Genomic DNA, 22,666 nt, shown 5'->3' with positions numbered 1-22,666 from the left:
AACGATTGCAAATTTTTAAACTTAAGTTTTTTAATCTTAAAACGATAGAATAAATAGGACTATTTCCATGTCTAAGATCTTCGATTTTGTAAAACCTGGTGTGATTTCTGGCGATGACGTACAGAAAGTATTTGAAGTAGCAAAAGCAAACAAATTTGCTCTTCCTGCAGTAAACGTAATCAACACTGATACTATCAACGCTGTTCTTGAAGCTGCTGCTAAAGCAAAAGCTCCAGTTGTTGTTCAGTTCTCTAACGGCGGTGCTGGTTTCTTCGCTGGTAAAGGCGTTAAACTTGAAGGTCAAGGCGCACAAATTCTTGGCGCTGTAGCTGGTGCAAAATACGTTCACGCAGTAGCAGAATCTTACGGTGTTCCAGTTATTCTTCATACTGACCACGCTGCTAAGAAACTTCTTCCATGGATCGACGGTCTACTAGACGCTGGTGAAGAGTTCTTCGCACAAACTGGTAAGCCACTATTCTCTTCTCACATGCTAGACCTTTCTGAAGAGTCTCTAGAAGAGAACATTGAAACATGTGCAGCTTACTTAGCTCGCATGGCTAAACTAAACATGACAATCGAGATCGAACTTGGTTGTACTGGTGGTGAAGAAGACGGCGTTGATAACTCTGATATGGACGCATCTGAGCTTTACACTTCTCCTGAAGATGTTGCATACGCATACGAGAAACTAAACGCAGTTAGCCCACGTTTCACTATCGCAGCTTCTTTCGGTAACGTACACGGTGTTTACCAAGCTGGTAACGTTGTACTTACTCCAACTATCCTGCGTGATTCTCAAGCATACTGTGCTGAGAAGTTTGGCATTGCAGCTGACGCTCTTAACTTCGTATTCCACGGTGGTTCTGGTTCTTCTGAAGCAGAAATCCAAGAGTCTATCGGTTACGGTGTTATCAAAATGAACATCGATACTGATACTCAGTGGGCTTCATGGGATGGCGTTCGTACTTACGAAGCTGAGAACCGTGATTTCCTACAAGGTCAAATCGGTAACCCAACTGGCGAAGCTGCTCCAAACAAGAAGTTCTACGATCCACGCGTATGGCTACGTGCTGGTCAGTCTTCAATGGTTACTCGTCTTGAGAAAGCATTCGCTGACCTTAACGCTGTAGACGTACTGTAATTCTTTGAATTAAGTACTCTTTAAGTTTTTAAAGCCCGCTCATTGAGCGGGTTTTTTTATGTCTGATAAAAACTTGTACTAAATATGTGAAAAACCTAGCGTGCGGTGAATAAATTTCGTAGTCTTTTAGTTATCGGTATTTGTGTTTATTGGTAAGTTTTATTAATTCAAAAGCTTACATAAATATGACTTTGCAATCTGTCAAAGATAGGATATCGTGCCGAAAAATTGAACTTGGTTCAGTTTATAAAAAAGGACTTGGCTTTAATTTACTTTTAACACAACGACTTAATATGAGTTATACGGTTTATTTTGTTGTTGGGTAAGTTTGGCTTAAGGCAGTTTAGCTCATAGCATATTATATAGAGGATGCACATTATGGCTGATAGTTCGACAGCGATTGAGACTCCACTTGTGGATGGTCTGTCTCACGCAGAACAGTGGTTAACAAATAACTCAGATCTGTTTATTCAATACGGTGTAAACATTATCTCAGCACTGATAATTCTATTTATTGGTAACCTTATTGTTAAAGCAGTAGCGAATAGCGTGTCTAAGGTTCTTCAGAAGAAGAAAATGGACCGAGCAGTTGTGGAGTTCGTCCATGGTTTAGTTCGTTACTTGTTGTTTGTTATCGTTTTAATTGCTGCACTTGGTCGTCTAGGCGTTCAAACTGCATCTGTGGTTGCTGTTATTGGTGCGGCTGGTTTGGCTGTTGGTCTTGCACTACAAGGCTCACTATCTAACTTTGCTGCGGGTGTACTTATCGTTGCATTCCGTCCATTCAAGTCTGGTGACTACGTGGAAATTGGTGGTGTAGCGGGTTCAGTAGATTCAATTCAGATCTTCCAAACCGTTCTAACAACACCAGACAACAAAATGGTTGTAGTACCTAACGGCAGCGTTATTGGTAGCCCAATTACTAACTACTCTCGTCATGATACGCGCCGTATTGATCTAATGATTGGTGTTTCTTACAACGCCGATCTTCAAAAGACAAAAGCGCTACTGACTAAGATCTGTGAATCTGATGAGCGTGTACTGAAAGAGCCTGGCGTTCAAGTTGGTGTTCACACACTAGCGGATTCTTCAGTTAACTTTGTTGTTCGTCCTTGGGTCAGCACTGCTGACTACTGGAATGTTTACTTCGACCTGATGCAAGCAATCAAAGAAGGCTTGGATAACGAAGGTATCGAAATCCCATTCCCGCAAGTGGATGTGCACATGAATAAAGTAGAAGCTTAATTTCTAGTTAGTTTTTCTAGCTATAAGCTTTTATAAGGAAAGGCGGATAACTTAGGTTATCCGCCTTTTTTTGATGAGTTAAGTCTGTGGATGACTCAATATGAACGGATTTAGCCGTACTGCTCAATGAGTCCATTGGCGAGTACAAGTGCAATAGTGAACATCATGGTTGCTACCGCGATATCGATGCCTTTCTTAACTTTGGGTTTCGATAGCGTTGGGCCTAGCTTTGCAGCGCCTAATGACAAAGAGTAAAACCACACGAATGAAGCTAAGATAGTCCCCATAGCAAAAGCTATTCTATCGTTGCCTTCAAACTGCCCGCCTATGGATCCAAGAATCACTACAGTATCTAAATAAAGATGCGGGTTTAATACGGTTACTGCCAATGCACCTAAAACAACGGTGCGCTTACCGCGAGCCAGTATCTCACCCTTTGATTCATCACTAATACGTGTTCTGAACGCACTGCGCAGTGATAATAAACCATAAACGGTTAGGAATGCGATACCACCCAGTGTCACTGAGGTGAGCAGTAATTCATTTTGCGACAGGATCGCTCCGCCACCAAAGATACCCAATGAAATGAACAAGGTATCGAGTAGGCTACAAATCGTCGCTGTGGTTAGGTGGTGATTGCGTTTAATCCCTTGATTTAAGACGTACGCGTTCTGAGCGCCAATAGGGATGATCATACTCGCCCCTAGACCAAAACCTTGTAATAAAACCCAAAAATTCATTTCAACCTCCACTTAATTAAAGATATTTACGTGCTATATGGCGAAGATACTCTGACACTTTAAATAAGTATAATTAATGATTTTAATCTATTATTAGAGTTGCTAATGTGGGCGGTAGTTAGGCCAAAAAGGAAGCAAGTTGATGCGTGGATTGGATTATAAATGGATAGAAGCACTCGATGCTGTGGTGAAACAACGCAGTTTTGAAAGGGCAGCCGAGCAGTTATATATCTCCCAGTCTGCGGTGTCTCAACGCATCAAACAACTGGAAAAATGGTTAGCACAGCCTGCTCTGGTAAGAGAGAGCCCACCAAGGCCAACACCAGCAGGAAAAAAACTGTTGGGTTTGTATCGTCGTGTTCGCTTGTTAGAGCATGAGCTTGTCCCAGAGTTGATGAACGAAGAGGGAGCTCAACCTCTTTCTCTGTCTATTGCGACCAATGCTGATAGCTTGGCGACATGGTTACTTCCGGCGTTATCTGATGTGATGAATTCACGTCAAGTTGAGTTGAACCTCGCGATTCATGGTGAATCAAGAACCATTGAGAAGATTAAAAGTGGTGAGGTTGCTGGGGCTATCAGCCTCGAACCTCAACCTATTCCGGGTTGCAGTGCGGACTATCTTGGAAGAATGGATTATGTGTGTGTGGCGAACCCTAGCTTCCATCAACGCTACTTCTCTGATGGAGTGAACTATTCGACACTAACCAAAGCCCCAGCGGTTTCGTACGACCAATACGATGATCTGCATAAGAAGTTTTTGCATGATCATTTTAACGTCCCGAGAGATAGCGTGATCAATCATACTGTCGGCAGTTCAGAAGCATTTGTACGCTTGGCATTGTCGGGCGTTGCTTACTGTTTGATTCCTCGATTGCAGATTATCGAGGAGCTAGAGTCTGGTGCTTTGATTGATATTACGCCCGGTTTTTTGTTGTCTTACCGAATCTATTGGCACCATTGGCAATTAGAAAGCGGGGTACTGAAAGAGATCTCTCAAGCGATATTAAATTATGCCCACAACCACTTACCTCAGTAAGCTGTTGGTTTTTGCAGCGTCAAAGTTGTGTTAGAAGTCCTGTCGCGGGATTGGTTATGTGACAAATTGCTCTATGATAAAAGAACATTTGTTCAGCATAGGTCTACCTAATGAAGTTTGTACCAAAGATGTTAGCAACGTCTCTTACTCTTACTGCAGCATTGAGTGCTGTGAGTTTTCCATCATTGGCTGACTCGCCATCTTTTCCGCATATTTCAACGACAGGCTATGGTGAAGTGATCGCGACACCAGACATGGCGACATTTTCAGTTAGAGTCGTGGAATCGACGATGACTGCTGAGCAGGCCAAAAATACCGTTGATAAAGTGGTGACTGGCTTTCTAAATAAGCTACATCAAGCGGGTGTTGATGAGGCGAGTGTACACAGCTCTAACCTCTATTTATCTCCTCAATATCATTACCCGAAAAATGGTAAACCTGAACTGGTTGGTTACCGTGCGTCACGTAATGTGACCGTTCAAGTGAATGAGCTAGCCAACTTAAATGACTACATGGATATTGCCATCGGGCAGGGTATTAACCAGATCGATAATATCCAACTTCAGGTTCGTGACCAAGCTAAGTATCAGGAGCAAGCGCGCTTGGAGGCCATTAAAGATGCGACATCAAAAGCTAAATCATTAGCGAGCGGTTTTGAGCGCGAGTTAGGTGATGTCTGGCGCATAGATTACAACGCACAATCTTCTCAGCCTGTATTGATGCGTTCAATGGCAATGGATGCGAGAACCGAGTCGAATTCTTATGAAGATTCGACGATCACCATTCGTGATCGAGTGAATGTGATCTACCAACTAGAAGAGTAGTGAACATACCTCAGGAAGAGATTAGATCATCATGATCTATTTACCTACAGTAGACCAAATACTAAAAAGGCTCTCATTACGAGAGCCTTTTCTATTTTTACTTATGATCTAATTCGATGATTAGTGAAGTAGACGAGCACGAATTGTGCCTTCGATCTCTTTCAGTTTAAGCAGAGCTTCTTCTGAACGATTCGCTTCCACGTCGATAACCACATAACCCATATCTGCTGCAGTTTGTAAGTACTGACCTGCAATGTTAATCCCTTCCTCTGCGAAGATGGTGTTGATCTGAGTTAGGATGCCTGGGCGGTTTTCGTGAATGTGCAGCAGGCGAGAAGCACCTGTATGCAGTGGTAATGATACTTCTGGGAAGTTAACACTTGATAGCGTTGAGCCATTATCAGAGTATTTTGCAAGCTTACCTGCTACTTCAACACCGATGTTCTCTTGTGCTTCTTGAGTTGAACCACCCACGTGAGGCGTTAGGATCACGTTATCGAACTGCATCAATGGTGACTCAAATGGGTCAGCATTGGTTTTTGGTTCCGTTGGGAATACATCGATTGCTGCACCTGAAAGGTGACCAGAATCTAGAGCGCCGCACAGAGCTGGAATATCGACTACCGTGCCACGCGCTGCATTGATAAAGATTGAACCCGGCTTCATGCGTTCAAATTCTTCTTTGCCCATCATGTTCTTAGTTTCATTGGTCTCAGGAACGTGTAAAGAGATTACATCACATTTGTTGAGCAAATCAGTCATCGTATGAACTTGAGTCGCGTTACCCAGAGAAAGCTTGTTTTCGATATCGTAAAAGTAAACTCGCATACCCAGGTTTTCAGCAATAATACCTAGCTGAGTACCAATGTGACCGTAGCCAATAATACCTAAACGCTTACCACGAGCTTCGTAAGAGTTGTCAGCACTCTTTTTCCAGATACCACGGTGAGCAAGAGCATTCTTCTCTGGGATACCGCGTAGTAGCAATAGAACTTGACCAAGAACCAACTCAGCAACGCTTCGAGTATTTGAGAACGGTGCATTGAATACAGGGATACCGCGTTTTGCTGCCGCTTGAAGGTTAACTTGGTTAGTACCAATACAGAAACAACCGACTGCAACTAGCTTTTCAGCTGCATCAATAACTTCTTGGGAGATGTTGGTGCGAGAACGGATACCAATGAAATGAGCATCTTTCACTGCTTCAAGAAGTTCATCTTCAGGTAGTGAGCCTTTATGGTACTCAATGTTTGTGTAACCAGCGGCTTGCAGTACTTCTACAGAAGAAGGGTGAAGACCCTCTAGAAGTAGAATTTTAATTTTTTCTTTTTCCAGTGAAACTTTGGCCATTGTTCTCGTCCTTAAAATGGAAAGGTTGGGCAAATGCGGCGCACGTGCTACAAAACGGCTAAAAGAGGAACTTATTCACCATTTTGTCAGGAGACAAACGTTTTCCCTGTGCGTCTTCTGAACAATAAAGTAACAAAAAAAAAATGTTTTGGGTAAGAAAATTACGGAATAAGACATAATTTTACGGGCGAAAAGCAAAAAAAACGGCGCCCTTGGGCACCGTATGTAATGAAGTAACAGAAAAACTCAATCTTCTATTATTTATTCTTCAATTTTTGCACCTTCAGGTGTGCCTGTGATAACCACATCAGCACCACGGTGAGCAAATAGACCAACCGTAACCACACCAGCGATACCGTTGATGATATCTTCTAATTGTTTCGGGTTTTCGATCGCCATGCCGTATACATCTAGGATCACGTTGCCATTATCAGTGGTGCAACCTTCGCGGTAAACTGGGTCACCACCAAGCTTTACTAGTTCACGTGCAACATATGAACGTGCCATCGGGATAACTTCAACAGGCAATGGGAATTTACCCAACACATCAACGGCTTTAGTACCGTCAACAATACAAATAAACTTATCAGAGATAGCCGCTACGATTTTTTCACGAGTCAAAGCAGCACCGCCGCCTTTGATCATGTCGCGTGAACCGTTGATCTCATCTGCGCCATCAACATAGATGTCTAACTTGAATACGTCATTACACTCAAATACTTTGATTTCTAGCGCTTCTAGTTTTTCAGTAGAGGCTACAGAGCTTGAAACCGCACCTTTGATTTTTTCTTTCATTGTGCCTAGTGCGTCGATGAAGTGATTTACTGTAGAGCCAGTACCTACACCTACAATGCTGCCTTCTTCAACATATTGAAGTGCTGCCCAGCCAGCTGCTTTTTTCATTTCATCTTGAGTCATGCCATTCTCCTGAATAAGGTCTTGCGCTTTGAATTAATCGTTCGCGTATTGAAGTTAACGTTTGGATATCGAGGTTAACGTTTGGATATCGAGGTTAACGTTTGCGGCGCGATTATAGCGCTTTAATGGCTGTTTTCCCATTGCCAAGTCTTACTCGGAGTCACGATTTTAGGTAACGGAATGTCCCACTCTTCAATTGGCAGTGTATCGACATGCTGGCAATCATGAGCTAAACCAATTGGCGTTGCGCCTTCACCAGTCTCAAACCATCGAACCAAGGTACGATCGTAATATCCGCCGCCCATGCCTAAGCGATGCCCTTGAGAGTCAAAGCCTACAAGGGGAGTCAGAATGAGATCGAGTTGCTGACAAGGTTTAACCAGCATTTGATTGAGCTGAGGTTCGACAATGCCGTATTTATTCAAAACAGTGGGTGTGGTTGGAGAGTAATGTAGAAACAGCAGATGTCCGGCAGAGAAGGGGTGTAATACTGGTAAATAAGTTTGCTTGCCTTGCGCCCATAACCATTCAATTAAAGGCTGGGTATCGAGTTCGCCATCAATGGAAATATAGAGGGCGATATGTTGAGCTGACTGAATCTCATCAAGCTGAGAGCACTGCTTAACTAAGTCTATACCGGATTGAGTTTGTTGGTCGCCAGATAAGGCATTGCGTTTGATACGGATCTGTTTGCGAAATTCGCTGCGTGTGAGCGTCTTCATAAGAAGGGATACCCCAAAGTGCCGTTGAGAATAGATGGCCCTTGAACCAGCGAGTTCAAGGCGGATCAGCAATGATTACCGTAGGCTTCTCGGCGGACCGAGCATGCTCAATAGCACTCAAGTACTAACCCTTAGGGATTGCTTATCGGCTCGGGGACGTGAATCCTCTGACAAACACTCCAGGGTAAATTTTGTGTACGCTATTGCTGTCCGTGCTTAACTTTACTGAGGACATCTGAAAGCGATGTCGTGAGCTGTTCCATTCGCTCGGTCAGTGCGTTTTGTTCATCATTTGCTTCAAACTTCTTCGTTTGTAATTCATAGCAAATGTTCAGAGCTGCGATCGTTAGCAGCTTCACTTCATTGGTTACCTTAGTACGTTCAGCCATCTCTTTCAATCGATTATCAAGATCGGCCGCCGCTGCAATCAATGACTCTTCTTGCCCTGGGGGACAATTCACTCGAGTCAGTTTTCCTAATATTTCAACGTCTACCGCTTGATTACTCATGATGGATGAACTCTTTAACGCACTATTTAAGGCTGTTGCCCTTTATCATATTTTTACAAAGAAAAAGTGCAAGTACCGATGAGGAAGCAATCTCCTCTGAGGGAGAAACTATAGGTAAACCGCTATTAAGATTCAAGCTTTTCAGAGTGACTGTTTGTAAATGAGAGCTTGAGCACACAGTAATTCAGCAAATTGAACAATTGGTAGTCAGTCATCCTTCAATTGCTCAGGATCGATGCTTATCAGAATTGGGGTGAAGTGGTACGATTATACTATCGATATAAAGAATAACTGAGCGAGCTATCTGATGAGCGAAACTACTTTACCTGACTACCTAACGGTTGCGACTGAACTTCAATCGGCAAGCCTAGCCGTAAACCCTGCTGAGATGCATGGTTTATTAACGGGTATGTTGAGCGGAGGCTTAAACCTGGCAGATAAAAGCTGGCAACCACTGATCTTTGATTACACCAATGAAGGTATGGGCTGGCCAGATCGCGCATTAACGCTTGCGGAAGCAACGCTAAAAGTAACGACCAGCGAAATCACAGGTTCAGGCATGGAGCTGTCTATGTTGTTGCCGGACGAAGACGCAAGCGCAAGCCTGTTTGATCTTGCGGACGGTGTGTCTGATTGGATTAACCACTTCATTTCTGGCTTAGGCTTGGTTGGCGCTCAATTGAATAAAGCCTCTGACGGTACCAAAGAAGCTTTGGCTGATCTTGAAGAGATGGCAAAGCTGGGTATTGATGAAGAAGATGATATGGAAGAGCAGGCGCAGCTTCTAGAGCACGTTATTGAACACGTAAAAGCGTGTGCACTAACGATTCATGCTGAATTCGGTGCTCGCCCATCTGAAGATGCAGCTCCAACCATTCATTAATCCGCTTGTCGGTTTGAGGTTATAATGGCTCAGTATGATGTTGTAATTGCTGGTGGCGCAATGGCAGGGGCGACCTTAGCCCTTGCTCTGAATCACCTCAGTCAAGGTTCACTATCGATCGCGGTAGTAGAGCCTTATCAGGTTGATCATCAAGCTCACCCTGGTTTTGATTCTCGTTCGATCGCTTTGTCTTATGGCACGGTGCAGATCCTTGATTCTTTGCATTTGTGGCAATCTATCGCACCGGTAGCAACCCCGATTAAAGATATCCATGTATCGGATAGAGGGCATGCCGGGATGACGGACATCTACAGTGAAGAGCTTGCTGTTGATGCGCTTGGCTATGTGGTGGAGTTGGCGGATGTGGGTCGAATCTATCAGCAGAAGCTTGAATCAGAAGCTGCAATTACGATGCTTTGCCCTGAGTCTGTCAGTAAAGTCGAACGTGAAGAGTTGCAAACGACGATTGAACTGACAAGTGGGCAAACAGTAACAACTAAGTTATTGGTTGCTGCCGATGGCGCTATCTCAACATGTTGCAAGCAACTCAATATCTCATTGAGTGAGCATGACTTTGAACAAGTTGCTGTGATTGCCAATATCGTGGCGAGCGAACCTCATCAAGGTCGCGCATTTGAGCGTTTTACTCATCATGGGCCAGTCGCTCTATTACCGATGAGTGATAACCGTTTGTCGTTGGTTTGGTGTTTGTCACCGGAGCAAGCACAAAAAGTGATGACGCTAAACGACAACGAATTTCTTGAGCAGTTGCAGAGTGACTTTGGTTGGCGACTTGGCAGACTCGAGAAGGTAGGCAAGCGTGCCAGTTACCCACTGATTCTTCGTCATCGTCAGCAAAATATCTCTCATCGATTTGCGATTATTGGTAATGCCGCTCAAACGCTTCACCCAATTGCAGGACAAGGTTTTAATCTTGGCATCCGTGATGTGGCTTCCTTGGCGGAAGAGTTGTGTACCCAACTCGATGATGTTGGGCGTTACAATGGTCTTGTTAACTTTAGAAAGCGTAGAGAACAAGATAGAGACACGACGATTACGCTGACATCAAGCCTAGTTCATTTATTCTCAAACGATTTTTTGACCGCTCGCATTGGGCGTAATCTTGGGTTAGCCGTAATTGATAACCTTCCACCACTTAAAGGTCCACTTTTGCGTCATACGCTTGGCCTAGTAAAAAGATAAGGTAGAAAAATAATGATGCAAAGTGTTGATATCGCGATTGTTGGTGGAGGCATGGTTGGCCTAGCGCTTGCTGCTGCGTTGAAAGACAGTGACCTAAGAATTGCCGTCATTGAAGGCAGGGCACCCAGTGAAGGGCTTAGCGAATTGCCTGATGTGCGTGTGTCGGCATTGAGCCGCTCTAGTGAAGTGATTCTTCGTAACTTAGGCGCATGGCAAGGCATTGAACAAAGACGTGCTGCACCTTACCAAGCGATGGAGGTGTGGGAACAAGATAGCTTTGCTCGTATTGAGTTTGACTCGACACGTTTGGCTCAGCCGAATCTCGGTCATATTGTTGAGAACCGTGTGATTCAACTCGCACTGCTTGATCAGGTGAAGAAGCAAGATAATGTCAGCCTGTACATGCCCGCGACGTGCAAAACGATGGCGATTGGTGAAAGCGAAGCATGGCTAACGCTAGATAATGGCCAAGCACTGACCGCTAAGTTGGTTGTTGGAGCGGACGGCGCAAACTCTTGGGTTCGCAAACAACAAGATATTCCATTAACACATTGGGATTACGGACACAGCGCGATTGTCGCGAATATCAAGACCACAGAGCAACACCACAGCGTTGCTCGTCAGATATTCACACCACAAGGGCCATTGGCATTCCTACCAATGCAGCCAAGCCACATGAGTTCGATAGTTTGGTCTACGGAGCCTAATCGTGCCGAGAAGCTTGTATCCATGTCGGATGCTGATTTTAATAAGCAGCTAACGGCAGAGTTCGACTCAAAGCTTGGATTATGCGAAGTGGTTGGTGACCGTTTTGCCTTCCCACTGCGCATGCGCTATGCACGTGACTTTGCGGTGGAGCGTGTGGCTTTGGTTGGTGATGCTGCTCATACGATTCATCCGTTAGCAGGGCAAGGCGTGAACCTTGGCCTATTAGACGCAGCAAGCTTAGCGCAAGAGCTGTTAACGCTATGGGCTGCTGGCGAGGACATTGGTACTAAACGTAACCTTCGTGGCTATGAACGCTGGAGAAAAGCTGAGGCGGCGAAGATGATTGCTTCAATGCAGGGCTTTAAAGATCTGTTTGAAGGCGATAACCCAGCCAAGAAGCTGATTCGTGGCATCGGTATGAAGCTCGCGGGCCAATTACCGGGGGCGAAAGATGAGATCATGAAGCGAGCACTGGGTTTGTCAGGCAATCTTCCTGATCTAGCCAAGCGTCCAGTTACGCACCAATAATCGTGAATCAACAATCGCAAATCAATAGTCGCGCACGGGTGAGCCGTTGTTGATGGTCAGCAGCTGGAGCTGATTGCCATTGACTCAATCTGAACACGAAAAAAGGGTTGGCATTATGCCAACCCTTTTTGTTTTTAATTCTGTAGAGAATCAGGTCATGCGTATGCGCAGCGCAGTTTCATGATTTCACTATTTATTTCTTTTACCGTTTGAAAGTGACGCCTTTCTGCTCGGTCTGGCAGCACGAGTTTACCGTTATCAAACTCAAATTTGCCTACGCCGTAAATGTAGATTCGTCCTTTGAAAAGTCGACTTACATGTTTAGCAATCATACTCGGTGTATAGCGCTTAAACAGTCTCATTTTAATTATCCTTATATTTACCTAGCCTGCATATTATAGAAAAACTCCGAGATAATAATTGTGATAAGCATGGAGTAATATGCAGTAGAGTTGACGTGAATTAGATATTTGTGCTGTTCTAAGCACTTTCTTCAGTAAATATCTATTTTTACGTGAGCTCCTCCCCAAAATAATACTGAGTAGTGAACTGCTGTGAACTTTCCTGTTCGGTATTAAGCAGTGATAATGTTACAAGTATAAGAATAGGCGGGATTTTTTTGTTTGTGTAATCAAATTGTAAATTTTTGACAAAAAAAAGCCCGTCTAAAACGGGCGAATAGTCACAGATGCATTACACAAAAGTGGATACTGATGTTACTCAGTGGATTCACTTGTACTGATTTGCTTAAAAGCGAGTCAGTAAATTTACAATAACGTAAATTCGCCCTTGTGACTACTTATGCTTTTATTTTGAGTAACTATTTATTATTGGTATGTTCTTCTTATGACGAACTTCACACTAAAAATGTATTCAATGAAAATTTGTACTTAAGTTTGCGAACGATGACTCGATCGAAAAGGTCATCGACTGATGTCAGCAACTATTGGTGCGCAAAGGGTCATAAGATCATTGGGATCCAGCGCAATACCAGCCATTCGATCACCCGAGCTAATAGTAACCGTCGAGTTTTTTTGAATTGAAGGATCAAAAATGATCGGCATGTATCTCTTTAGAGCAAGAGGGCCAACACATCCAGCCTTAAAGCCTGTGATCGTTTCAACATCAGCGAGTGATACACAGGTCATTCGACGGCAATTCAGTACCGAGCGTACTTTCTTGGGGTCGACGGAGCGATCACCAGCAGTACAGGCCAACGCATATTGGTTGCCCATATCCTTGAGCAAAATACACTTCACCATTTGAGAGGCGTCGATGCCTCGCTCTTGAGCTGTTTCTTCGATGCTGGTGGTTGGTTTACTTTGCATCAGCAGGCGATAGTTCACCTGCTGTTGATCCAGCCATCGTGTAATCAGTGTTTCCACGTGGTTACTCGTCGTCAAGGCTGTAAGGCAGTGGCAGGATATTCCATGTTTGATCAGGTTGCGCGGTCAGTCGAAGCTGAACATCGTCATCAAGGTTGTTTGGCAGTACCATCAAACCAATCGCTTGGTTATTAGCAAATTGATAGACGTTTAATAGTCGGCCTGCACCACGCCAGTTCTCACCCACGCTACGTTCAAGTTCAATCGTATTCTCTAGAGACAGCACATCTGAAGTTGTTCCAGAAACAATGCGCATCTCACGCTTGTTCATGCCACGGTACTTGGCACGAGCAACCGTTTCTTGACCTGTGTAGCATCCCTTTGAAAAGCTGATACCGCCAATCGCTTGTAGGTTAAGAGCTTGAGGGATGTGCTCGTTTTGATCTGCTTTTGATAGGTTAGGCTGAGCATCAAGAATTTCATGATACTGCCAAAGCGCTTCTGATACTTTTTCAGCTGAGCTGCTTGATACCAAGGCTTCTGCTGCTTCTTGAGTAACAAGTAGAGCCCAACGGTTGTCTGAGACTTGAACTGCTGTACCACCAGAGATAGTACGCACTTTACCTTGACCCTCTGCAATCGAATCAACGTATTGGTTCGCTGAAGTACCCATGATTCCGATAACAACGTCAGACGTCTGCTCGATATCAATTTTAGAGAACACGGCGTATTTCTTGATTTCAACTAACTCGACTTCAATTGCCGATTTAGGCTGCATAAGAGCGTAACCACCATTGTGGTGGAACAAACGAAAGATACTCCAAACCTTTCCTTTCGCATCACAATGCGCGCCTAATGTAGAATCATTATTAGGAAGAGTGACGACATCGCACGTTACTTGACCTTGTAGGTACGACTTTTTGTCATCGCCTATCATGGTGATTGCGCTCCAGTCTGACACGTGTGTGATCATCAGTTCTGGAAGCGATTCATTTTGCGTATGAGCGAGCGGCTGAAATGTGTTTTTCCAATCCATTTTATCTTTCCTAAGAATTTTATTTGGCTCTATGTTAATCCGGTTCTGTTTCTTTGTCAGCCTAGGTTTTTTTGTGAGCTTAGATAGGGACTGTGACTCACATAGTAGTTGCAGAGCGTATGACTTGTTACACTCCGAGAAAGAAAAATTATAGGTGAGGATAGCCAATGTACACTGCAGAGCAGAAAGCACGAATTAAATGGGGTTGCCGTCGTGGCATGTTAGAACTTGATGTAGTCATCATGCCATTTTTTGAAGAGTGTTTTGATTCATTGCAAGAGCAGGAACAGCGTGAGTTTGTTTCTCTACTTGAGTGTGATGACCCAGATTTGTTTACTTGGGTTATGGGACATGGGCGCAGTGAAAATCTAGGTCATGCTTCAATGGTTGATAAAATTGTCGCGCATAACCTCAGCAAGGTTCGTTAAGCTTCAGCTTAAACCTTCATATTCCGCATTATTTGCAAAAGGCACTGTTTTTGGGTGCCTTTTGTTTTTCATTGTCTTTTCTTCTATCCCGCTCGTTGTTGCCCTCTATTGTTTAGCTCTAATGTTCCGTTTGTTTAAAGCCAATCATGTAATCTTGAATACAGCACATGGATGCTTTGATTATAAAGAAGATGGCGAGATTCGACTCAATGACCAATCCTACACACTTAAGTTCGTTGATAAGATCTGGGCACAGTTTTTCGTCAAACTAAAATTCGAATGTGGGCATTCGGTAATGCTTTGGCGTGATAGTTGTCGTGAGCGTGAATATCGCCACTTTCTGGCGAACTTACAACGATCGCACGAGGTAAATGAGGACGCGAGATAAAAGAAAAAGGAGCACTAGGCTCCTTTTCGTTTGATTGCGTTTAGTTGATTAGCTAATAGCTTTCAAATAATGATTACGACTGGTTTCTCTCTGGCGTCAGAATCGTTGGGCCACTGTCTTTTGCAAGTTCTGGGTAATCCAACGTGTAGTGTAAGCCGCGGCTCTCTTTACGTTGCATCGCACAGCGAACCATTAGCTCAGCCACTTGTAGCAAGTTACGCAGTTCTAATAGGTTGTTCGAAACCTTAAAGTAGCTGTAGTACTCATGAGTTTCTTGCTGCAGCATCTGAATACGGCGCATTGCACGTTCTAGACGTTTATCCGTTCGAACAATACCCATGTAATCCCACATGAACAGTCTTAGCTCGTGCCAGTTGTGCTGAATGATCACTTCTTCATCACTGTTGGTGACTTGGCTTTCGTCCCATGCAGGCAGTTCGGCGCACAGTTGAGATTGGTCGATGTTTTCAACGATATCTTTTGCTGCTGCCCAAGCATACACTACACATTCAAGCAGTGAGTTTGACGCCATGCGGTTCGCACCGTGTAAGCCGGTGTAACTCACTTCACCAATCGCATATAAGTTAGTTAAGTCGGTTTGACCTTGCTTATTCACCATCACACCACCGCAGGTATAGTGCGCAGCCGGTACGATAGGGATCGGCTCTTTGGTCATATCAATCCCTAAATCCATCAAACGAGTATGGATCATTGGGAAATGCGTTGTGATGAATTCTTCAGGCTTGTGGCTGATATCAACATACATGCAGTCAGCACCTAGGCGCTTCATTTCGAAGTCAATCGCACGAGCAACCACATCACGCGGAGCCAGTTCACCGCGCTCATCGAAGTCCTTCATGAAGCGAGAACCGTCTGGACGACGCAGGTAGGCACCTTCACCACGTAGTGCTTCCGTCAGTAGGAAATTACGCGCTTCTGGGTGGAACAAGCAAGTCGGGTGGAACTGGTTGAACTCAAGGTTGGCTACACGGCAACCCGCACGCCAAGCAATAGCAATACCATCACCTGAAGAGACATCTGGGTTAGAGGTGTATTGGTAAACCTTTGAAGCGCCGCCTGTTGCTAACACAACAAATTTAGCACGCACGGTTTCAACGTGTTCTTGGTTACGGTTCCAAATGTAGGCACCGATAACTTTGTCTTTCGAACCACCAACCTTATCTTCTGTGATCAAATCTAGCGCATTGTGGCGCTCGAAGATCTCGATGTTGGGGTGATTGTTGACGTTATCTTGCAGTGAGGTTTGCATTGCCATGCCAGTTGCATCGGCAGCGTGCAGAATTCGGCGGTGGCTGTGGCCACCCTCACGAGTGAGGTGATATTTTGGTTGGCCTTCCGTGCTGTTCTCATCTTTATCAAATGGAACACCACCATCAATCAGCCATTGCACACACTCTTTAGCATTTTCAGCAATGAATTGAACTGTATCTTCTTCGCATAACCCAGCCCCAGCAATTTGAGTATCTTCTACATGAGACTCAATACTGTCCGACTCATCGAACACCGCGGCGATACCACCTTGTGCGTAATACGTCGATCCTTCGCTGCGTGGTCCTTTGCTTAATACAATTACTTTTGCATGTTCTGCTACACGTAAGGCTAATGACAAGCCTGCCGCACCACTTCCTACCACTAATACATCACACTGATGTTCACGGTTTGCGTTCATAAAACTTATTAAATCCCGGGCTATAGTCGAGTTGTCCACTCTCAATTGACGTTGTCTTGTTTTAGGAGTTTGGCTAAGACTGTTATAATCTTTCCAAAGTCATCCTAAAACGCTACACAAAATCAATGTACAGACAGCTATCTAGAAATATTTAATTGCTCAATACCATTGCTTTTGCTCAAGTTTCCCCAAATTGATAGGGATAGCTATTTTTATTACATCACATTGTGAAACAATAATGGCAAATAATTTTAAGAAAGTTGGAACTTTCGGTATTTGGCTTAGTCACAATAGTGCTCTTGTAGACGGTGGTGTCAATACTACATTTCGCATAATTAGTACCCATATCTGTGAAGGTAAGGGTTATAACAATAGGAGTACCCGCTCGAATGAACGAGCAGCTAACCGATCAAGTGTTGATTGAGCGAGTTCAGAGTGGAGATAAGCAGGCTTTTAACTTACTAGTGGTTAAGTACCAAAATAAAGTTTGTAATCTTATCTCTCGATACGTGAATAATTCCGGTGATGTACCTGATGTAGCACAAGAAGCTTTTATTAAAGCTTACCGCGCGATACCTAACTTTCGTGGCGAGAGTGCCTTCTATACATGGTTGTACCGAATTGCCGTGAACACCGCTAAAAATCATATCGTTGCCCAGAGCCGTAGGCCGCCAGCAACAGATGTAGATGCAGAAGATGCAGAATATTACGAAACAGGCAGCGCGTTAAAAGAAATATCGAACCCTGAGAACTTAACGCTGTCAAACGAATTGAAACAAGTTGTTTTTGGAGCGATTGAAGCGCTACCAGAAGACTTAAAAACTGCAATGACGTTGCGTGAGCTCGAAGGTTTGAGCTACGAAGAGATTGCAGAAGTAATGGATTGCCCTGTAGGAACCGTACGTTCGCGTATTTTCCGAGCTCGTGAAGCGGTGGAAAAGAAAATTAAGCCTCTTTTGCAACGCTAGAACTTGTAATAATTATGGTGAAAATAATGGCTGATAAAGAAAAGCTTTCGGCACTCATGGATGGTGAAACGATCGATAAAGCTCTCATTGTAGATCTCGAATCTGATCAAGAAAGCATGGATACCTGGCAGAGTTACCATCTAATTGGTGATGTTATGCGTGGGGATGCGCCAGAAACTCCAGAGTGGAACATTGCTAACAGTGTTGCGGCAGCGCTTGATAATGAGCCTGCACATAGTGTAATGCCGAACCTGCACCAAGTGCGTGTTGAACCAACTGTTGCTCCAATTGAAGAGCAGCCTAAACCTCAGCAAGCGAAGCGTCAGCTTCCGGCGTGGTTACAACAGTTTGGACAAGTTGCCGTGGCAGCGTGTGTCTCACTAGTCGTTGTACTAGGTGTTCAACAATATGGTGGCAGCGACCCTGCTGCGCCAGAGCAGTTGCCTGTACTCCAGACGATTCCATTTGCGGGTTCTGCGGAACCAGTAAGTTTAACGCGTGACTCTGTTGAGAAGCCAGCATCTGAAGCTAACTTGCAAGAGCAGCGTAAACGCGTTCATGCAATGCTAGAAGATTATGAGCTGCAGCTAAGATTAAACAGTGATGCATCGCCAATGCAAGATGCACATCTAGAATCGGACATTGAATGAAGAAAATCCTGGTCAGTGCACTGACACTGTTCAGCTTGATGTCTCCAACAGCCTTTGCAGAGGAACCCACTGCAAAGGCGTTGTTACATCAGATGAACGAGGCCAGTCAGCATCTAAATTACGAACTCTCCTACATTTTGATCAAGAAGAGCAGTATTGAACCTCTTGTTTATCGCCATGCGGTTAACGACGACCAACAACTCGCGCACCTTGTTTATTTGAGCGGGCCTATCCGTGAAGTTATTCGACGTGGTGATGAAGTCAGTTATATTGAACCGGGCACAGAACCGTTTACCATTCAATCTGGCAGTATGGTTGCCCCTGTTATTCCGATGATTAATCGAGATATTGACGCGCTCAACGACTATTACGATTTCGTTAAAGTTGGCCGTGCTCGTGAAGCTGGAAGTACTACGCAAGTATTGCGCGTGGTACCGAAAGATGGCCTTCGTTACTCTTACGTCGTTTGGGTAGATGAAAAAACGAGTCTTCCTTTACGTGCCGACCTGTTGGATCGTGATGGCGAAGTGCTTGAACAGTACCGTACTATCTCTTTCGTGGTGAACGATAAGATTGCTGAGGCAATGGGGGGCTTGAATAGCGCTCAACTGCCGAAAGTCTTATCACTGCCGGAAGGCCTAGTGAGTGAAACTAATTGGCAAGCCTCTTGGATACCTGAAGGGTTTAAATCAAAAGAGCTTAGTCGTTATCCAATGGCTGCGACCGATAAAATGGTTGAAAGCCAACTTTTCAGTGATGGGTTGTTTAGCTTTTCAGTTTATATCGCCGATAAAGACGAACATTCATTGAAAGGGCAGTTGGTACGCCAAGGACGCAGAACCTTACACAGCTTAGTGATTGGTGACAAAGAGATCTCTGTGGTGGGTGATATTCCGCCAGCAACGGCCAAACGTATTGCGCAATCAGTTACGTTCAATAAACCGGTACCAGCGCAATGATGACGGCGCTGGCAACCGTTAGCTCGGTTGAACAAAGCGGTCAACAATACTTTGTTCAACTGAGCTGCGAACAACAAACCAGTTGCAGCAGTTGCTCATCTCAAAAAAGCTGCGGAACGGGTATTGTCACTAAAGCTGTCGGCAATAAATCTTTGTTTTGGCAGCTAAAAACCAAAAGCTTAGTTAAAGCCGGACAAATCGTAGAAATTGGCTTTCCAGAAAAAAGTCTACTTCAGTCTGCGGCTATTGTTTACCTCATTCCACTTTTCATGTTGATGATTGGTGCTGGTTTTGGACAACTCTTGTTACAACCCTTACTCCAAGGGGGCGAGGGCATTGTTATCTTAAGTGCAGCGCTGTTTACTGCTGGTGGCATTGCCTTAGCGAAGCGGTTAGCCAAACCTATGGAAGACAAATCCAAGCAAGAAGTCGTCTTGATTCGAATCCTAGGCGAGCCTCTCGTCTAATTTATGATGCTTCTTGCCCTTAAATTGGGTAGAATCTGCCAACTTGATTGAAATGCCGCCACCAATGCTGACTGTAGATTGGACGTGTCGCGGCTTTCTTATTATCCCTATTCAAAGAGTTTAGTCACACCAAGCCTATGAAGCACATTCGTAATTTTTCGATTATCGCCCACATCGACCACGGTAAGTCGACCCTTTCTGACCGCTTAATCCAAGTTTGTGGAGGGTTAAGTGAACGTGAGATGGCAGCTCAAGTCCTCGATTCTATGGATATAGAACGCGAGCGTGGTATTACAATTAAAGCGCAGAGTGTGACTTTAGATTACAAAGCGAAAGATGGTGAAACTTACCAACTTAACTTTATCGACACTCCAGGACACGTAGATTTCTCTTACGAAGTATCTCGTTCTCTAGCCGCTTGTGAAGGCGCGCTATTGGTTGTAGATGCTGGTCAAGGTGTTGAAGCACAAACTCTAGCAAACTGTTACACCGCGATCGAAATGGAACTGGAAGTAGTGCCAATCTTGAACAAGATTGACTTACCTGCTGCTGAACCTGAGCGTGTTGCTGAAGAAATCGAAGAGATCGTTGGTATCGATGCGATGGAAGCGACGCGTTGTTCTGCAAAAACCGGTATCGGTGTTGATGACGTTCTTGAAAACATCGTAACAGCTATCCCACCACCGGAAGGTGATCCAGACGCGCCACTACAAGCGTTGATCATTGACTCTTGGTTCGATAACTACTTAGGCGTTGTTTCTTTGGTTCGTATCAAGAACGGTAAGCTGAAGAAGAACGACAAGATTAAAGTAATGTCGACAGACCAAGTTTGGGGTGTTGACCGTCTAGGTATCTTCACACCTAAGCAAATCGACACAACAGAGCTAAATACTGGCGAAGTTGGTTGGGTTGTTTGTGGTATTAAAGACATCCTTGGCGCACCTGTTGGTGATACGTTGACGCTTGCAAAAGGCGGTAGCACAGAACGTCTGCCTGGTTTCCAAAAAGTGAAGCCTCAGGTATACGCAGGTCTATTCCCAGTATCGTCTGATGACTACGAAAACTTCCGTGATGCACTAGGCAAATTAAGCCTGAACGATGCATCACTGTTCTACGAACCAGAAAGTTCAGCAGCACTTGGCTTTGGTTTCCGTTGTGGCTTCTTAGGAATGCTTCACATGGAGATCATCCAGGAGCGTTTAGAGCGTGAATACGACCTAGACCTAATCACAACGGCACCAACCGTAGTGTACGAAGTTGTAAAAACGGATGGCAGCATTCTTTACGTTGATAGCCCAGCTAAATTGCCTGCGACTAATGATGTAGAAGAAATTCGTGAGCCTATCGCTCGTTGTAATATCCTTGTACCGTCTGACTACTTAGGTAACGTAATTACCTTATGTGTAGAAAAACGTGGTGTTCAAGTTGATATGGTTTATCACGGTAAGCAAGTTGCTGTGACTTATGACCTACCAATGGCAGAAGTGGTTCTAGACTTCTTCGACCGTTTGAAATCAACATCTCGTGGCTATGCGTCACTGGATTACAACTTCCAACGTTTTGAAATGTCGAACATGGTTCGTGTAGACGTATTGCTTAATGGCGAAACGGTTGACGCACTGGCTATCATTACGCACAAAGACATTGCACAGTCTCGTGGTCGTCTATTGGTTGAGAAGATGAAAGAATTCATCCCTCGTCAAATGTTCGATATCGCGATTCAAGCAGCGATTGGTAACCACATCATTGCTCGTTCTACAGTGAAACAACTGCGTAAGAACGTAATCGCAAAATGTTACGGTGGTGATATCAGTCGTAAGAAGAAACTTCTTAAGAAACAAAAAGAAGGTAAGAAGCGTATGAAGCAGATCGGTAACGTTGAACTGCCTCAAGAAGCATTCTTAGCGATTCTTCATGTTGGTAAAGACTAACTTTATCCAGCATTAAACGAATAATTGAAAGTGGAAGAGTAGCTCGCTATTCTTTCACTTTCGTTATTTTTAAAGAAATGAAATTTAAGGGATATCAATGGCTAATACATTTTCGCTTATTTTAGTGATCGTAACTCTAGTGACCGGCATTGTATGGGCGTTGGAAAAGTTTGTGTGGGCGAAGAAACGCCAGCAAAAGCTTGCTGACGTTGAAGCACAATCGAATGGCCTAGACGCTGAAACCAGCGCAAAAGTTACGGCTCAGCCTTGGTGGGTTGAGAACAGTGTGTCCATTTTCCCTGTAATTGCATTTGTTTTGGTTTTGCGTTCATTTATTTATGAACCGTTTCAAATCCCATCTGGTTCGATGATGCCAACACTATTGGTTGGTGATTTCATCTTAGTAGAGAAGTACGCATACGGTCTAAAAGACCCGGTATGGCGCACTCAACTAGTCGAAACGGGCAAACCAGAACGTGGTGATTCAATCGTATTCAAATACCCACCTCAGCCGAATATCGACTACATTAAGCGTGTTGTTGGTATGCCGGGTGATACCATTCGCTACAGCAGCAATAAAGAAGTCTGCATTCAAGCGAAGGGTGGCAGTAGCTGTAAACCAGTGAAGTTAAGTAACGTTGAAGAAAGCCAATTTATTCAAGATGGTGTGCCTCTGATTCAGCTGAATGAACAGCTGGGTGATGTGGAGCACCAAATTTTAGTTAACCCATTACGCCGTGATCGTGTGCAAGCATATCAACCTCGCAATGGTGTTAACGAGTGGATCGTTCCAGAAGGCCAATACTTTGTTATGGGTGATAACCGTGACAACAGTGCTGACAGCCGTTACTGGGGCTTTGTCCCTGAAGCAAACCTTGTTGGTAAGGCCGTTGCTATTTGGATCAGCTTCGAATTCGAACGCGGTTCAGACAGTGTACTTCCAACATGGATTCCTACTGGTGTGCGTTTTAATCGCATCGGTGGGATTCACTAATCGATCACATAACACAT

24 protein-coding genes and 1 other RNA gene are annotated in these 22,666 nt (G+C 44.3%); 15 read left to right on the top strand and 10 right to left on the bottom strand.

The genetic code is table 11. The annotated features are described in order from the left end of the window. Positions 1-67 precede the first annotated feature (67 nt). Both fbaA and mscS read left to right on the top strand, forming a co-directional pair. A complete protein-coding gene (gene fbaA / locus AC3CH4_RS13080) occupies positions 68-1,144 on the top strand; it encodes a class II fructose-bisphosphate aldolase (protein ID WP_004735492.1) in 1,077 nt (358 codons plus the stop codon). A 378-nt stretch (positions 1,145-1,522) separates the two neighbouring features. Beyond that, on the top strand, positions 1,523-2,389 hold the full coding sequence (gene mscS / locus AC3CH4_RS13075; RefSeq protein ID WP_065205680.1) for a small-conductance mechanosensitive channel MscS: 867 nt from the start codon (positions 1,523-1,525) through the stop codon (positions 2,387-2,389). Positions 2,390-2,499: 110 nt separating this feature from the next. Here mscS and AC3CH4_RS13070 read toward each other — a convergent pair whose 3' ends face one another. Next, positions 2,500-3,129: a LysE/ArgO family amino acid transporter gene (locus AC3CH4_RS13070; protein ID WP_146454356.1), complete on the bottom strand. Its 630-nt coding sequence runs from the start codon at positions 3,127-3,129 to the stop codon at positions 2,500-2,502. Between the two features lie 142 nt (positions 3,130-3,271). On the opposite strand from AC3CH4_RS13070, the gene AC3CH4_RS13065 reads away from it, so the two are divergent. Both AC3CH4_RS13065 and AC3CH4_RS13060 read left to right on the top strand, forming a co-directional pair. After that, positions 3,272-4,168 carry a LysR family transcriptional regulator ArgP gene (locus tag AC3CH4_RS13065; RefSeq protein WP_054547457.1) on the top strand — a complete coding sequence of 299 codons (897 nt, stop codon included), beginning with the start codon at positions 3,272-3,274 and terminating at the stop codon, positions 4,166-4,168. A 110-nt stretch (positions 4,169-4,278) separates the two neighbouring features. Beyond that, positions 4,279-4,992 (top strand): oxidative stress defense protein, encoded by a 714-nt coding sequence (locus tag AC3CH4_RS13060; protein ID WP_054547458.1) that lies wholly within the window; start codon positions 4,279-4,281, stop codon positions 4,990-4,992. Positions 4,993-5,112: 120 nt separating this feature from the next. On the opposite strand, the gene serA is transcribed toward AC3CH4_RS13060, so the two are convergent. From serA to zapA, 5 genes are all read right to left on the bottom strand, one after another. Next, a complete protein-coding gene (gene serA / locus AC3CH4_RS13055) occupies positions 5,113-6,342 on the bottom strand; it encodes a phosphoglycerate dehydrogenase (protein WP_017077788.1) in 1,230 nt (409 codons plus the stop codon). A 261-nt stretch (positions 6,343-6,603) separates the two neighbouring features. Further along, positions 6,604-7,260 (bottom strand): ribose-5-phosphate isomerase RpiA, encoded by a 657-nt coding sequence (gene rpiA / locus AC3CH4_RS13050; RefSeq protein ID WP_054547459.1) that lies wholly within the window; start codon positions 7,258-7,260, stop codon positions 6,604-6,606. Between the two features lie 122 nt (positions 7,261-7,382). Beyond that, complete coding sequence (locus AC3CH4_RS13045; RefSeq protein WP_102548041.1) at positions 7,383-7,982, bottom strand: 5-formyltetrahydrofolate cyclo-ligase; 600 nt, start codon at positions 7,980-7,982, stop codon at positions 7,383-7,385. A 6-nt stretch (positions 7,983-7,988) separates the two neighbouring features. Then, positions 7,989-8,171: non-coding RNA, 6S RNA (ssrS, locus tag AC3CH4_RS13040), on the bottom strand. 11 nt (positions 8,172-8,182) lie between these two features. Further along, on the bottom strand, positions 8,183-8,491 hold the full coding sequence (zapA, locus tag AC3CH4_RS13035; protein ID WP_004735366.1) for a cell division protein ZapA: 309 nt from the start codon (positions 8,489-8,491) through the stop codon (positions 8,183-8,185). 307 nt (positions 8,492-8,798) lie between these two features. Between zapA and AC3CH4_RS13030 the strand changes: the two genes are divergently transcribed. Genes AC3CH4_RS13030 through AC3CH4_RS13020 form a run of 3 tightly spaced genes read left to right on the top strand, consistent with a single transcriptional unit; the run spans position 8,799 to position 11,813 of the window. Next, positions 8,799-9,374 (top strand): YecA/YgfB family protein, encoded by a 576-nt coding sequence (locus tag AC3CH4_RS13030; protein WP_017075399.1) that lies wholly within the window; start codon positions 8,799-8,801, stop codon positions 9,372-9,374. Between the two features lie 24 nt (positions 9,375-9,398). Next, complete coding sequence (gene ubiH / locus AC3CH4_RS13025; RefSeq protein ID WP_488543041.1) at positions 9,399-10,577, top strand: 2-octaprenyl-6-methoxyphenyl hydroxylase; 1,179 nt, start codon at positions 9,399-9,401, stop codon at positions 10,575-10,577. Positions 10,578-10,589: 12 nt separating this feature from the next. Next, positions 10,590-11,813 (top strand): FAD-dependent 2-octaprenylphenol hydroxylase, encoded by a 1,224-nt coding sequence (locus tag AC3CH4_RS13020; protein WP_171313214.1) that lies wholly within the window; start codon positions 10,590-10,592, stop codon positions 11,811-11,813. Positions 11,814-11,968: 155 nt separating this feature from the next. On the opposite strand, the gene AC3CH4_RS13015 is transcribed toward AC3CH4_RS13020, so the two are convergent. From AC3CH4_RS13015 to ygfZ, 3 genes are all read right to left on the bottom strand, one after another. After that, on the bottom strand, positions 11,969-12,175 hold the full coding sequence (locus AC3CH4_RS13015) for a DUF1107 domain-containing protein (RefSeq protein WP_004735370.1): 207 nt from the start codon (positions 12,173-12,175) through the stop codon (positions 11,969-11,971). Between the two features lie 561 nt (positions 12,176-12,736). Next, the gene (locus tag AC3CH4_RS13010; protein ID WP_054547646.1) at positions 12,737-13,198 is read right to left on the bottom strand and encodes an aminoacyl-tRNA deacylase; all 462 of its coding nucleotides are present in this window, start codon (positions 13,196-13,198) and stop codon (positions 12,737-12,739) included. 4 nt (positions 13,199-13,202) lie between these two features. Then, on the bottom strand, positions 13,203-14,174 hold the full coding sequence (gene ygfZ / locus AC3CH4_RS13005) for a tRNA-modifying protein YgfZ (RefSeq protein ID WP_488543040.1): 972 nt from the start codon (positions 14,172-14,174) through the stop codon (positions 13,203-13,205). A gap of 167 nt (positions 14,175-14,341) precedes the next feature. On the opposite strand from ygfZ, the gene AC3CH4_RS13000 reads away from it, so the two are divergent. Both AC3CH4_RS13000 and AC3CH4_RS12995 read left to right on the top strand, forming a co-directional pair. Beyond that, complete coding sequence (locus AC3CH4_RS13000; RefSeq protein WP_004735374.1) at positions 14,342-14,602, top strand: FAD assembly factor SdhE; 261 nt, start codon at positions 14,342-14,344, stop codon at positions 14,600-14,602. Further along, complete coding sequence (locus tag AC3CH4_RS12995; protein WP_473576226.1) at positions 14,550-14,990, top strand: protein YgfX; 441 nt, start codon at positions 14,550-14,552, stop codon at positions 14,988-14,990. Before AC3CH4_RS13000 ends, AC3CH4_RS12995 begins: the two co-directional genes overlap by 53 nt. 73 nt (positions 14,991-15,063) lie before the next feature. Here AC3CH4_RS12995 and nadB read toward each other — a convergent pair whose 3' ends face one another. Continuing rightward, a complete protein-coding gene (gene nadB, locus AC3CH4_RS12990; protein ID WP_017084322.1) occupies positions 15,064-16,680 on the bottom strand; it encodes an L-aspartate oxidase in 1,617 nt (538 codons plus the stop codon). 389 nt (positions 16,681-17,069) lie between these two features. Here nadB and rpoE point away from each other — a divergent pair, with 389 nt between their 5' ends. The 6 genes from rpoE (at position 17,070) to lepB (ending at position 22,649) form a co-directional block, all read left to right on the top strand. Further along, positions 17,070-17,648: an RNA polymerase sigma factor RpoE gene (rpoE, locus tag AC3CH4_RS12985; RefSeq protein ID WP_004735377.1), complete on the top strand. Its 579-nt coding sequence runs from the start codon at positions 17,070-17,072 to the stop codon at positions 17,646-17,648. A gap of 26 nt (positions 17,649-17,674) precedes the next feature. Continuing rightward, a complete protein-coding gene (locus AC3CH4_RS12980; protein ID WP_114634015.1) occupies positions 17,675-18,298 on the top strand; it encodes a sigma-E factor negative regulatory protein in 624 nt (207 codons plus the stop codon). Continuing rightward, entirely contained in the window at positions 18,295-19,257 is a 963-nt protein-coding gene (rseB, locus tag AC3CH4_RS12975) for a sigma-E factor regulatory protein RseB (protein ID WP_114634014.1), read from the top strand. The genes AC3CH4_RS12980 and rseB overlap by 4 nt, the downstream gene beginning before the upstream one ends. After that, positions 19,254-19,724: a SoxR reducing system RseC family protein gene (locus tag AC3CH4_RS12970; protein ID WP_017084321.1), complete on the top strand. Its 471-nt coding sequence runs from the start codon at positions 19,254-19,256 to the stop codon at positions 19,722-19,724. Before rseB ends, AC3CH4_RS12970 begins: the two co-directional genes overlap by 4 nt. Before the next feature lie 137 nt (positions 19,725-19,861). After that, complete coding sequence (gene lepA / locus AC3CH4_RS12965) at positions 19,862-21,655, top strand: translation elongation factor 4 (RefSeq protein ID WP_017084320.1); 1,794 nt, start codon at positions 19,862-19,864, stop codon at positions 21,653-21,655. Positions 21,656-21,752: 97 nt separating this feature from the next. Then, positions 21,753-22,649, top strand: a complete 897-nt coding sequence (lepB, locus tag AC3CH4_RS12960; RefSeq protein WP_017092872.1) for a signal peptidase I — start codon at positions 21,753-21,755, stop codon at positions 22,647-22,649. The last annotated feature ends 17 nt before the right edge of the window (positions 22,650-22,666 follow it).

Source organism: Vibrio sp. QJM3NY_26 (genome assembly GCF_057786005.1).
Note: the sequence above shows the minus strand (reverse complement) of the source record. Positions and strands in the feature narration are given on the sequence as shown.